The following is a 13,207-nucleotide window of genomic DNA, read 5'->3' on the forward strand; positions in this document are numbered from 1 at the left end:
CCTCATACTACTTATATTTGTTTATGTTCTTTTACGACTGCATTACCTTTTTGATTAAAACTAGTATGATATTCTACAACACTAATTTCACATCCAGGACCAATTGTGACGTTGTTGCCTCTTACAACTTCAGCAATCGTATGTTCTAAATAGATATCATCTCCTTCAACAATCGAAGTTTGGAGGTTTCCAGCATGACTAGTAAAAGGAATAAATCTCGCTTTTTTACGAACAGTAATCTTTTTACCACCAATTTCTCTTACCTTACTGCCTTCATAACGAAGTGAGATTTGAATATTTTCAGCATTAAGTAATCCATCACTTTCAAGACCACCAGTTAATGATAAATCTTCTACTTCAATATCTCCCTTTACATTTAAAGCACCTTTTACATCTACGAAATCACCTGAAAACTTTCCTTCAATATCTATCATACCTCTAACTTTTGTTTTTTCAATATGAGCATCACCATGAATTTGTGTATTACCATATACTTTTACATATTCCGCATCTACATTTCCTTGTACTTCGTTATCTCCATACACGACATAGTTTTTCACTTTCACATTACCGTGTACATCACTCGTTCCGTACGTTTTAAACTCATTGCAACTCATATCATTGGTAATTGTTCCTTCACCGCGAATCTTCACTTTATTATAATCTCCGCCTGCTGAATTACCAGAACCATTTACTGTGAGACTATGTGGATGTTCCATACTGATTTCTCCCTTCCGTTAAACCTGCTTAATTTCTTTTACATTTGCATTTTTATCAACAGTAAGAACACCGGTATATTCAATCAGTTCAATCTCACAGTTTGCTCCTACTGTAACATTGTTTCCTCTTACCGTTCTTATATGAGCATAATCAATATCGATATTGTCACCTTCTAATAGTTCAGCTTCTAACTGCAAGCCAAACACTGTTTTAAATAACCTACTAAATGTACCTGATCTATGTCTTACTTTAATCGTTTGACCACCAATTTCTTTCGCTCGACATGTACCGTGAATATTTATATTAATTTCATCTGCGCTTAATAAACCACCGATTGTAAATTGTCCTTCTGAAGAAAAAGTATCCACTTCACAATTACCGTCAATTGTAGCTTGACCATTGACTTTAAATTCTTCACCAGTGACATTTCCACCTATCGTACCTTTTCCTGCAATTTTCAAACTGTTTGCTTTTACATTTTGCGTAATTGTTGCTTTTCCATCAATTCGCATCGTTTCAGCATGAACTGTACCATCAACTTTACCAGATCCGCTAATTCGTGCACTGCTACTTTTCAAATCACCAGTAACTGCACCGTAACCGTTACATTCAAATTGCTCACATTCAACATTTCCATTCACAGTTCCTTTTCCGTTTAATTGCACTTTATGAAACTCGCCGCCGTTCGATGAACCGTAACCATTTATAATCAAATTATCTGTACGCATACTTTCTCCTCCACTACAACAATTTAGTTTTTAATGCTTCGGTATATTTCATAATCGCTTCGCGTAAAACGATTTTGGTGCCTTTTTCAAAAATTAAATCGTCCACGTTTGAAACTAATAAACATGTAGAAATCCCTAACTTTCGGACGATGATTAAGTCACAAGTTTTATGTTTCATTGCTTCATAATTTTCACGTAAAACTTGCAAGACCATTTTTCCTTCTTCTAAACTAATCTCTCCTGATTGTAGTAATTCTTCTAACATGTACACATAAAGAATGTCTACAAATTGAAACTCTGCTGTTTTATTCGTTTGTTCTATGAAAAATTGTAAAACTGGTTCTGATGCAATTCCCTTGCATAAAATGTCTTCCTTTGTTAAAAGAATTTCTCTCACACTCGGTGAAAACATGTTAGCTAGTTCATCAAGTGATAAATCCTCTTTCATCGTTTGGATTTTATCGATACGCTCTAATATCTTTTCTTTCGGAAAAAATGTCTCTTGACCTGTAAACGTTGATTTTCGTACAAACCAATCTTCCGGAATTAAATTTTTTCTTTTCCACCTATATAACTGTCCGTATGAAATACCAGTTAGTTCTAATAAATCTTTTTTTGAAATTAAATCTGTACTCAACTGTATAACACTCCTTCCTGATAACAATGTAACATAACACTGTTACGCTGTAAATAGACTTTTATCACAAGTAGCGTAACAATGTGTAAAACAAACCTATTCTCACATACAAAAAGGCTCTTACACATCTTATGAAAATGTGCAAAAGCCCTTATATATCAAGATTTAAACCAAATATTATAAAAATCAATCCAACCTTGTGAATTAATCATTATATTTTGAACTTTTTCATGTGTACTTACCTCTTGTTTATTACGATATAAAGGAATAATATGAATTTGACGTAACAAAGTATCCTCGATATCGCGTAACAGTGTAACTCTTTTCTCTAATTCTTCTTGTCTAAAATAAGGAGACAACTTTTCATGAAAGTCCATGCTGCTTTGTCCATGAATAAAACTATTTTTTGTAAGAAACATATATAATAAACTATCTTCTATTCGTTCACTTATTGTGGCACTATCATGCATCATATCGGCCTTTTGTATCGTACTTACTTCCAATAGCTCTTCTATCTCAAGAAAATTATTTTCTACACGAATCCCGTACTTCGCACACTCTTTTTGTATCCATTGTGCATCTTCAACATGATCTCGTCCTGTAAATGTGTAGAGTTGTAGCACTTCACTATGATAAGTACTCCTTTTAATTAAACTTTCGATATCTTCGTCAATATCTACTATGCTTTCATTTGCTAATATTAGTTTCTTTGCCACTTCTCCACGTTCTCCGCCGAGTTCTTGAACGATTGTATAACCATGAATGATGTTATATAACGCTTTCCGAAATAACGCATCTTGCATTGGTCCTTCTTTCGTAAGATTACATGTTATATATGTCACGTTCGACTCAAGCCGGGACAATTCTTTATTATGTTTTTCTTTATCTTTATACTGCGCCTTTACTAAAACATCGTATGTACTTACACCTTGTTCTACATTCCACAACTCAACACGATCTAAAAAAGGTCTTTCACGAAAATATAAAGGATGTCCTTCTAAAATGAACAGATTTTCATTACTTTTATATAATTGAAAAGGCCCGGTTCCAATTAGCCCTCCTGCTTCATCTTCATTCACGATAGAACACTGTTCTGCACTTAGCATATGTAAAAACATTCGATTTTCTGTATGTAATTGAATTTCGAAAACGTAGTCATCCACTGAACGGATACTTTCAACGTGTTGTAACATCCATGCGTGTGCATTATTTTCCAGCTTCATAAATCGATTCAACGAGTATATAACATCATGTGCAGTAAGTTGTTTTCCATTATGAAAGTGAACTCCTTTTCGTAAGTAAAACGTCCATATTTTTTCAGCGTCATTATATTCCCAGTGAAATGCAAGTCTTGGCTCTATAATGTTTGTATTACCGTCTACATACACGAGTGTGTCGAATATATGTTTTACCATATGGCATTCTGAGCGCATTGTAGCGTATACAGGATCTAATGTGATATCTAAATTCATTTGTACTTGCAACCGGAGTACATCTCTTCTCCCTTCAGATGTCATTTCAACCTTATGACCAAATATTGAATCCACCCAGGAATGATATTCTCCCTTTACCGATGGAAAATGTGAGCTATAGCGTTCCACAAATATACTTCCGCTTTTCACATCCCCTTTTTTCGTTATTTCTTTTCCTCTATCTAAAATTAAAGATATCGGGTGCTTTTGAAATATTAACTTAGACCGATTTCCTCTGCCGCGACCTGGAAACCACTTAATCCAATTTAACTCATCTAATTTTTTTATAATTAATTTACTATTGCGCTCTGTACAAAATAATGTACCAGATATATTTTGCACTGTTACTTCCAATCGTTCTCCCTCTTTTTTTCCTTTTCCATAAGCAATCCATAGTTCAATGTATTGATCTAAAATAAACATCATACTCCCCCTAAAAGGTGAAAAATCCTCCCTATAGTTTCTACCCTTTTTCCAACTCTCCTTTCATCTTATCATTTCAATATAGAAAGGAGGAATTAATATTGAATTATCTCTTACTTCGTTACAATAAACCTATTTTTATTAGATTGTGTGGTGAATTATTAACCCGAACGACTGAATCTATGTTAGCTCTCATTATGATTATTTACGTCAATAAAATGTTAAACGGCAATGTAATAATAACTATGCTAATTTTCGGATTACAGCCACTTTCAGACATTTTATTTACACTTATTGCTGGAGGAATTACTGATAAATATGGCCGAAAAAAGATTATGTTACTCGGATTATTACTACAAGGTGTTGCAATCGGTAGTTTCGTTTTCGCTCAATCCGTTTTTATATTTGCACTGTTATATGTCATTAATGGTATTGGCCGTTCCTTATATATTCCAGCTCAACGTGCACAAATTGCTGATTTAACAAAACAAGAGCAGCAAGCAGAAATTTTTGCTCTCCTACAAACGATGGGAGCAATCGGATCCGTAGTCGGCCCTTTAATCGGTGCAAGTTTTTATAATACTCACCCAGAATATTTATTTATCGTGCAAAGTGTAACTCTTACGATATATGCCGTTGTTGTTTGGACCCAGCTCCCAGAAACTGTTCCACCTATAAGTAAGTCGAAACAAACAGTTGAGGCAAGTTCACCAAAGCAATTTGCTTTTAAACATTACGCCATATTCGGTCTTATGGTTTCTACACTTCCTATTAGCTTTTTTTATGCACAAACTGAGACGAATTATCGTATTTTTGCAGAACATGTATTTCCTAATCTCGTATTCATACTCGCATTTATTTCAACATGCAAAGCCATTTTGGAAATCATTCTACAAATCTTCCTCGTAAAATGGTCTGAACGATTTTCTATGGCGAAAATCATCCTTATTTCTTACGCCTGCTATACAATAGCTGCAGTTGGCTTTAGTTATTCAACGACGATATTGTCGTTATTCTTCACCTTACTCTTTTTAGTCATTGGAGAAAGTATTGCTCTAAACCATTTATTACGATTCGTTTCAGAAATTGCACCTCATGATAAACGTGGTTTATATTTTTCAATTTACGGTATACACTGGGATATATCTCGAACGTGTGGACCAATTATTGGTGCAGTTATATTAAGTAAGTTAAATGGAAGTATACTGTTTTATATTTGTGCTAGCTTCTTATTAGTTGGAGGTATTGTTCAAGCGCTATTTGTTCAAAGTTTGGAACGTAAAAAAATCGTGAACCATCCTACACATAATTTATAGGTTACTACTTTTTCAGTAGATCAATATTTCTTATTGGATGAATATTAAAAAACAAAAGTGAAGTATTTTGCATATGAAAGTATGTTTTATATGACAGGAGACGTTCCTTGTTTACAACTAAAAACACCTCACTTCAAGAAAGTGAGGTGTTTTTGAAATCACTTAATTTCTTATCCTGCCATTTTATTAATACTATCCTCTGGCGAAAATACGGAAATATGATCGACCTTACCAGTCGATTTTGGAATGACAAATTTCAATTCATACTGGTTATTTACTTTGTATACATATATTTTATCTTCACCATTCTCTTTAACTGAAGATGGTTTTCCTAATGCTTTTTCAATTTCTTGTAATGTAATCAATTTTAGTTCTGCATGATATGAGCGTACATCAAAAACTTGTGACCCTTTATTAAATCCGAAAACAACATTTTTATTTGTAAAAGTTGCGTACATTCCATTCCCTGCATATTCGGTTTTATTTGCTTTCCCCCACGCTTTTTCAATTTCTTCAATATCCCCTGTATGGGCTCCAAATGGCACATTAGGTACCTTTCCTTCTTTTGCTAGTTCAAACAAATCTTTAACGTGGTTAATTGATTTTTGATTAAGTGTTCTATCTTTCGAATCTTGCTCAGCTGATGGTTTTATTGTTTTTTCATTACTTGGTTTTGCTTCAAGATTTTTCTTTTCTTCTGAAGAATTGCTTTGTTCATTTTTATTATTTTCCGAGGCTGGATTTGCTTCCTTTTTTTCGTCTGTCCCTTTACATGCTGCTAATGCAAATGTGCATGTAAAAGTAAGAAATAACATAACTATTTTCAAATATACCTTCATCATTTTTACCCCCTATTGTATTTTATTCATTTCGATAATCAACCGGATGCGAAGTATAGTATTAATTAAGGACTTCTAATTCTAAATCGTCACTTTCCCATAATTTTAAAAAACTTGGAATTATATTGTTAATCATCGTATTCATCTCCTTCTTTAAACCTTCTCTTCTCAATGATAATATCCTCTATCTATACTGTCACAACAGCTCCTTGAAACAAAAAAACCAGTAGGAAGTGATTACTCTTTTCCTACTGGTTGAAATGAAATTAAACGGTAAATCTTAGCTTCTTAAAAAATGTAGCGATAGTGTTTTTTACTGTTTCAAAATTATAAGCAAACGTGTTATCTCCACTTAATGATGAAATACATGTTAAACCTGCAGCTTTAATAAAAGCTTTTACATCTACAAGCATAGAATTAGCCTCCAAGAATTTAATTACAATCATTATAACAGGTGTTTTAAGACGCTAACATGAAAGTAATAAATAAATTTCTATTATTAATTTATCCCGCTATTTGCCGGGCAGTAAGATCCCCACCTCAAAATTCAGCGGAAACAAAGCAGTTAGGTGGGGGCCCTGCTGCCCGTAAAAGCTAAATTGGTGAGGGCTGATAATCAGTGGGAATGAACAAAACCCCCACTGATTAAAATTTCACCTTATTTAGCTTACAGTACACCATTTCAATGTCATATAAAAAAGCTGCCCAAAAAGAGCAGCTTCAAATATGTATATTACACTTCGATTGATTTACCATCTTCAACAATATGATAAAGTAAATGCGCTAAATGATGAATTGGACCGTATTCTTCCTCTTCCTCATCTGTTTCGCCTTGGAATTCAAGATCGTTTAAGTATAGTGCTAAAAATTGATAGTATAGTTTTAAATCAAATCCGTAGCATGCAGTTGGTTCTTCATGATCCCCTTCATATTGTAACATTAAGTATTGATCATTTCCTTCTGCATCTTCTGCATCAAAGAATACGAAGAAGCCAACGTTTGTATCTAAATCAAATAAATGACGAGTACCTTTTTCAGTTGCTTTATTGAAGTCCTCTTCACTTAATTTATGTACTGTTGTCGCTTTTGCATTATCTTCTTGATGGAAATTTACTGTAAATGATTTCAATGCTGACACCTCCTGATTGTATAATACTAGCATAACATATAAAAAGGACTGCTTACAAATGTAAACAGTCCTTACATTCATTTTCGCATTGCTCGTAATAAGAAGCTTACGATGAAAATTAAAATAATCGCACCGATTAAAGCTGGAATAATTGCATATCCGCCAATGACTGGACCAAAACTACCAAGTAATTTCGAACCAACCCAAGAACCGATAATACCAGCAATAATATTACCAATTACACCACCAGGTACGTCCTTTCCAGTAATTAAGCTCGCAAGCCATCCTAATATACCACCGACGATTAAAGACCAAATCATATAATAACCTCCTTTACATTTCACCAATCAAAATATAATTAGAAACAATTGCTTACCATTAGTTATGTGACATTTTTCATAAGTTATTCATGTTGTTCAACTTTAAGATTTTTGAGAATAATACACACAGATTAAACCTTTTTTTGAACTAACGATTTATCCGACTTGTTATTACACACATTAAGAACAATCTGGCTTCAATATTGTTCGCATAAACTCTTCTTTAAAAGCTGCATAGTTAAAACCAACAGCAATTCTTTGAATCGGCCGATCATCAAACCTTGTTGGCTCAGCTATTTTTCTAAAGTCTGCTACACTTTGGCCCCTAGTCACATCATTTGTCGTACTAATCCACACTGCCGATTTTTTATATTCGAAAATACTGTCATTTATAAACGAGATAAACGGTAGTAAATCGTGTATAGGACTTCCACCAATACCCGGATATTCTTTTTTATAGAAATTCTCATAATAAAAATCAATCATTGGTTTAATGAGTTTCGCCTGTCCAGTTCCTTGTTTATCTATTATATTGGCCATTTCAGGCGTAATAAGCGCGCCCTGTGTTACATTTAACGGGTATATGCTAGCGTTTTTCGCATATTTCATAACAATATTTGCTGCAATTGGATCACCATAAAAATTCGCTTCAGATACTGGTGTAACATTACCTGGAAATAGGAAAGCGCCGCCCATTATATAATACGAACAAATACGATCCATTATATTTGGATACAATAAAAATAACGTAGCAAGCGTCGTTAGTCTCCCTGTCGCCACAATTATAATATCTTCTGGACAAGGTTCGATTAATTTGATTAATTCACAAAAATTTTCTCGTTTACAAATTCTCATCTCAGGTGGAATAATAGGACCTAAACCGTGATCCCCGTGGATTTCAGGGAAAAACAAAGGCTCTTCAGCTGTCATCGGTCTACTCGCACCTTCAATAATTTTCACTTGTGTAGCATAGTACCTTTCTAAAAAATAAACATTTTCCGTAACGATATCTCGTGATACATTCCCGTACTCAGCAACAATACCTAGAATATCTAATTTACATGTTTTATTTGCATAAATTAACGCTACGGCGTCATCAATACCAAAATCTCCAAAAAAGATAATTTTCTTATTAACTATTCTCACCCCTCTTAAGCATAATCTACTATTATTATTATGTGAAAAAGACAAGGCGGTGAAACAGCGCAAACTAAAAAAGTCGCCTATTTATTGGCGACTTCAATCTTTTTATAAGACAAATATGCAAGTACATTTTTACTTGAATCGTATTTCGGGTTATTTCCTTTTCTCGGCTCTCTCATATGTGTCTTTTCAAATCCAGGAATGTCTGGCATTTTCCCCATAAATTCAAGCATTTCTTCCTCAGAACCTTCAATGCGTACACGAATCATTATAACTATTCCTCAATTCTCAGTTTCTCTGTACTAAGTATATCGTACTTCAGAAAGACTGCAACACATTTATCTTTTTAACGTTGTACTTTTTTTACATATAAACATAGCCATTTCAGTATAGAACGATTCTACTTTATTATTTTTAAATTGAATATTAAAATATCCCTTCATTTCGTTTGGTGCTTTCATCATACATTCTGTTAATTTTTCACGCTTTTGTAAAGGGACATCCATCATATTACACCACCAGTCAAAATCAAACTTCTTATCAAAAGTAAGACATGACTGCATTTGCAAACCGTTTTTTTCTAATAAAGTAAGCCATTCTGTCTTTTTTAGAGCTCGTTCATGACTTGGGTCTCGCTTTTTTTCTATAAAATTATAAAATGTATCATATTCATTATTTTCTGGCGAAACATTATCTGTTAAGATGAATAATCCATTATCCTTCAATGTACGATTTACTTCATAAATAAATTGAGCCGGATTCGTAAAATGATGGGCTGCAATCCGGCATGTGATTGTATCAAAAAAATGGTCTGCAAATGGTAAATCCTCTGCGTTTCCTGCTACAAAAGATACATTTTCATGCCCATTCTGCTTTATAAAAACTTTTGCTTTTTCTAACATCTGTTCTGTTAAATCAAGTGCAACTACTTCTTCAAACATGGGTGCTAACATATTTGCCACATGTCCGCCACCAGTAGCAACATCAAGAAGACGATTATTATGACGAGACTCAACTTGTTGAACTACATATTGTAAATCCAGTCCTTTAGCATGTATTTTACTATTTACATATTTATCTGCATTACTGCCAAACTGTTTTTTCACAAGCTCTTCTTTACTCATATTATCATCTTCTTTCTATTGTTATTTACATATACGACTCATATAATTATTACAATTCTCTTCATGTATTTTCAAATCCTCTTTTCATCTCACTTCTCATCACGTTCCCGTATAATCAAAATAATATGATTATACGTTATTTCATTAAACAAAAAAAGGCTACGGGAACTTGCCCCCTAACCTGACTAAATATTTACTACATTTTTATTTCTTCATATATATCTATATAATATAAATCCTCTTTCAACTTCATAATAACATCTACTTCGTTATAAGTAGCCTCACGAGCATGTAAACCAAATTGATCCATACCAATCCATATCCACCCAGGTGTAAGATATAAAACATCTATATTAAAATAATCTAACTTAGTAAGCTCCGATGTAATAAATTTATCTTTATTAGCGATTTGTTTATCTATTAAACCATATTCTTTTCCATTTTCAAATAGCGATATAAATTTCCCTACAATCGGATGTTCACGAACAATAAAATGATATTCTTTTTCCTCTATATTTACCACAATCAAACGAGAAACAGATAAATCAGGCCCTGAATTCGACATATTTGTTTATTCACCTCCTTATATAGGCTTCTTAAATATGATAACAAATGAATATTCGAATTAAGTTAATATAATGTAAAAAATAAAAAAGCTGAATCCCCTTTAGAAATCAGCCTTTATAATTCGATCAACTTTATTCTTTTACAAATTATTATAATGTTTCTTTTTCCTCATCATTTCCGGAAACTAAATTTCCTATAGCATCCGCTGTTACTTCCACTACAAACTCACAAATACCTGCTACAACTTCTCCAATTACTTCATCCATCTTTTTACCCCCTTATTTTATGTAACTTATTTGTAGTATAGAAGAAATTAGCGAATGTAAACTATCGAAAAAGGTGACATAAACCTTACAGAATTGTAAGCTCTTTCATCCCTCTGCTTATCCCCTTTGAAACTTCAAGTATTTTTAGCAGACATATAGGCCATCATAAATATGAAGCAAGTAATAATCTAGTGTCAGGAGGCGTTTAATATGTATTACGTAAAATTAATTAAAGGTCAATCTTTCTACGCTTTTGATCATCGTTTCTTGGTGTCTGAAGAAGAAGAGGTTTCAGAGAAAATTTATAATTACTTACGACGTAATGAATTTTTTGAAGTACGTAAAGAAGAATACTCTGCTTAATTACAAAAAGCATTAAGAAGCATATCATCTTATTGTGATATATTCTTAATGCTTTTATGTGAATTTCTTCTTTTCAATAATTGTTGTTGACTCTATTAAATAATCTAGTATTTGTCCAAGCTAATTCTTCACTATTTTCATATTCTAGTATATGAGGAGGTGAAGAATATGACTCATATCATTGATTACCAAGCTACTCAACCTATTAGTAAAACTGGTGAAACAACTTTTGCAATCCCAGCTTCTCCAAATAAAGCAATTTTAGCAAATTTGAAATTGAGAATTTCAAGTAGAGATTCACGTAATAATCGAGTAGAATTAATCGCTACAATTGGTGTAGAAGGTATAACTGAGACTTCACAAGTTTTATTCCGAATTTTCCGTGATAACATTGAAATTTTTAATGCGCAAGTAGGTATTGAATCTACAGATTCTGAACAATTCTACGTACAAACATTTCAAGCTATAGATCAAAACGTTAGCAGTGGAACACACGAATATTCATTAACTGTAGAAAACCTTACTAGTGGTGCAAGCGCAGAAGTTGTTGGCCCACTATCTTTTAGCGCTTTAGCTATTGGACAAGAGCGTAAATGTTGCTAAGTGAATCTAATATTTAATTTTGTACTTGAGAAAAGCGAGGCGTAGTTATACGTTCTTGCTTTTTTATATGTATCCTTACTTTCTATTAGCTTTAATCATAATTTTTTTACGTTTTGATTCACTTATTTCATCAATTAACACATCAAATTTTTGACCAATCAAAAAGATTGAAATCCAATTATGAAACACGTAATATAGACTCTGACTCTAAAAAAGTTCGTATGAAAAGAATACATAAATAAGGAGGTTTTATATACGAGTTTTTCATTTTAAAAGACGGAGAGGTTTTAATGTTATGTGGCGTAATAAAAACGTTTGGATTGTTTTAATTGGGGAGTTTATTGCAGGTCTAGGATTATGGCTTGGTATTCTTGGCAACCTTGAATTTATGCAAAAATATGTCCCTTCTGATTTCATGAAATCAGTTATATTATTTATCGGACTATTAGCCGGTGTTCTAGTTGGACCTATGGCTGGCCGTGTCATCGATCAGTATGAAAAGAAAAAAGTTCTTCTTTACGCTGGGTTTGGTCGAGTTTTAAGTGTTATTTTCATGTTTTTTGCTATTCAATTTGAAAGTATCGCATTTATGATCGCATTTATGGTTGCTCTTCAAATTTCAGCAGCATTTTATTTCCCTGCATTACAATCTGTAATTCCACTCATCGTACGTGAGCATGAGTTATTACAAATGAACGGTGTACATATGAATGTTGGTACAATTGCTCGTATTGCAGGCACTTCACTAGGTGGAATTCTTTTAGTTGTGATGAGTTTACAGTACATGTATGCCTTCTCAATGGCAGCATACGCCTTATTATTCCTCTCGACTTTCTTCCTACAATTCGAAGACAAGAAATCAACAACACCAAGTAAACAAGCTGCAAAAGATAATAGCTTTATGGAAGTATTTCGTATTTTAAAAGGAATTCCTATTGCTTTTACAGCACTTATATTAAGTATCATCCCTCTATTATTTATAGCTGGGTTTAATTTAATGGTTATTAACATTAGCGAAATGCAACATGATCCTACGATTAAAGGGTTCATATATACAATTGAAGGTGTCGCATTTATGTTAGGTGCCTTCGTAATTAAACGTCTATCTGATCATTTCAAACCTGAAAAATTACTATATTTCTTCGCAGTTTGTACTGCTTTTGCACATCTGTCATTGTTCTTTAGCGATATAAAATGGATGGCTCTTACATCATTTGGTTTGTTTGGGTTTAGTGTTGGCTGCTTCTTCCCTATTATGTCGACGATTTTCCAAACGAAAGTGGAAAAAAGTTATCACGGTCGCCTCTTCTCATTCCGTAATATGTTTGAGAGGGTTATGTTCCAAATCGTCTTACTTGGCACAGGCTTCTTCTTAGATACAATTGGGTTACAATATATGGTTCTCATCTTTGGAGTCGTTTCATTATTGATTATTTCTATTTCCCTTTCTAAGCAGAAACATTATGAAAAACAGCATTCGCAATCTGCAAATTTATAAAATAAACAAAGAAGTATGGGTCTAATATTGAATCCATACTTCTTTGTTTTATAATACGC

General features: G+C 33.2%; 16 protein-coding genes. 4 read left to right on the forward strand and 12 right to left on the reverse strand.

All coding sequences use genetic code 11. The annotated features are described in order from the left end of the window. Positions 1-11: 11 nt before the first annotated feature. The 4 genes from DN399_RS14105 to DN399_RS14120 form a co-directional block, all read right to left on the reverse strand. Entirely contained in the window at positions 12-719 is a 708-nt protein-coding gene (locus DN399_RS14105; RefSeq protein WP_000400903.1) for a polymer-forming cytoskeletal protein, read from the reverse strand. A gap of 18 nt (positions 720-737) precedes the next feature. Then, complete coding sequence (locus tag DN399_RS14110; RefSeq protein WP_001258384.1) at positions 738-1,448, reverse strand: bactofilin family protein; 711 nt, start codon at positions 1,446-1,448, stop codon at positions 738-740. Positions 1,449-1,461: 13 nt separating this feature from the next. Continuing rightward, positions 1,462-2,085 (reverse strand): YhbD family protein, encoded by a 624-nt coding sequence (locus DN399_RS14115; protein WP_000102241.1) that lies wholly within the window; start codon positions 2,083-2,085, stop codon positions 1,462-1,464. A gap of 158 nt (positions 2,086-2,243) precedes the next feature. Continuing rightward, positions 2,244-3,980, reverse strand: coding sequence for an ABC transporter substrate-binding protein (locus DN399_RS14120; RefSeq protein WP_006920268.1), 1,737 nt, complete (start codon positions 3,978-3,980; stop codon positions 2,244-2,246). A 101-nt stretch (positions 3,981-4,081) separates the two neighbouring features. Between DN399_RS14120 and DN399_RS14125 the strand changes: the two genes are divergently transcribed. Further along, positions 4,082-5,296, forward strand: coding sequence for an MDR family MFS transporter (locus DN399_RS14125; RefSeq protein WP_001108463.1), 1,215 nt, complete (start codon positions 4,082-4,084; stop codon positions 5,294-5,296). 170 nt (positions 5,297-5,466) lie between these two features. On the opposite strand, the gene DN399_RS14130 is transcribed toward DN399_RS14125, so the two are convergent. From DN399_RS14130 to DN399_RS14165, 8 genes are all read right to left on the reverse strand, one after another. Next, positions 5,467-6,138 carry a YjgB family protein gene (locus DN399_RS14130; protein ID WP_002204763.1) on the reverse strand — a complete coding sequence of 224 codons (672 nt, stop codon included), beginning with the start codon at positions 6,136-6,138 and terminating at the stop codon, positions 5,467-5,469. A 263-nt stretch (positions 6,139-6,401) separates the two neighbouring features. Beyond that, positions 6,402-6,548, reverse strand: a complete 147-nt coding sequence (locus DN399_RS14135) for a hypothetical protein (RefSeq protein WP_000959548.1) — start codon at positions 6,546-6,548, stop codon at positions 6,402-6,404. 320 nt (positions 6,549-6,868) lie between these two features. Next, positions 6,869-7,264, reverse strand: a complete 396-nt coding sequence (locus DN399_RS14140) for a hypothetical protein (RefSeq protein WP_000834883.1) — start codon at positions 7,262-7,264, stop codon at positions 6,869-6,871. Positions 7,265-7,341: 77 nt separating this feature from the next. Then, positions 7,342-7,584, reverse strand: a complete 243-nt coding sequence (locus DN399_RS14145; protein ID WP_000638306.1) for a GlsB/YeaQ/YmgE family stress response membrane protein — start codon at positions 7,582-7,584, stop codon at positions 7,342-7,344. Between the two features lie 180 nt (positions 7,585-7,764). After that, on the reverse strand, positions 7,765-8,730 hold the full coding sequence (locus DN399_RS14150) for a nucleoside hydrolase (RefSeq protein WP_001223682.1): 966 nt from the start codon (positions 8,728-8,730) through the stop codon (positions 7,765-7,767). Positions 8,731-8,807: 77 nt separating this feature from the next. Further along, entirely contained in the window at positions 8,808-8,996 is a 189-nt protein-coding gene (locus DN399_RS14155) for a DUF3970 family protein (protein WP_000621873.1), read from the reverse strand. Between the two features lie 69 nt (positions 8,997-9,065). Continuing rightward, positions 9,066-9,851 carry a class I SAM-dependent methyltransferase gene (locus DN399_RS14160; RefSeq protein ID WP_000031301.1) on the reverse strand — a complete coding sequence of 262 codons (786 nt, stop codon included), beginning with the start codon at positions 9,849-9,851 and terminating at the stop codon, positions 9,066-9,068. Between the two features lie 196 nt (positions 9,852-10,047). Next, positions 10,048-10,416, reverse strand: coding sequence for a hypothetical protein (locus DN399_RS14165; protein ID WP_000071478.1), 369 nt, complete (start codon positions 10,414-10,416; stop codon positions 10,048-10,050). A gap of 478 nt (positions 10,417-10,894) precedes the next feature. On the opposite strand from DN399_RS14165, the gene DN399_RS14170 reads away from it, so the two are divergent. The 3 genes from DN399_RS14170 (at position 10,895) to DN399_RS14180 (ending at position 13,148) form a co-directional block, all read left to right on the forward strand. Beyond that, the gene (locus DN399_RS14170; protein WP_000291905.1) at positions 10,895-11,047 is read left to right on the forward strand and encodes a YqbF domain-containing protein; all 153 of its coding nucleotides are present in this window, start codon (positions 10,895-10,897) and stop codon (positions 11,045-11,047) included. A 168-nt stretch (positions 11,048-11,215) separates the two neighbouring features. Continuing rightward, positions 11,216-11,650 (forward strand): exosporium protein ExsC, encoded by a 435-nt coding sequence (gene exsC, locus DN399_RS14175; protein WP_000148797.1) that lies wholly within the window; start codon positions 11,216-11,218, stop codon positions 11,648-11,650. A 295-nt stretch (positions 11,651-11,945) separates the two neighbouring features. Next, positions 11,946-13,148, forward strand: coding sequence for an MFS transporter (locus DN399_RS14180; RefSeq protein ID WP_000269261.1), 1,203 nt, complete (start codon positions 11,946-11,948; stop codon positions 13,146-13,148). Positions 13,149-13,207: the final 59 nt, after the last annotated feature.

It is taken from the genome of Bacillus sp. AR4-2 (assembly GCF_008274865.1).
Taxonomy (GTDB): domain Bacteria; phylum Bacillota; class Bacilli; order Bacillales; family Bacillaceae_G; genus Bacillus_A; species Bacillus_A cereus.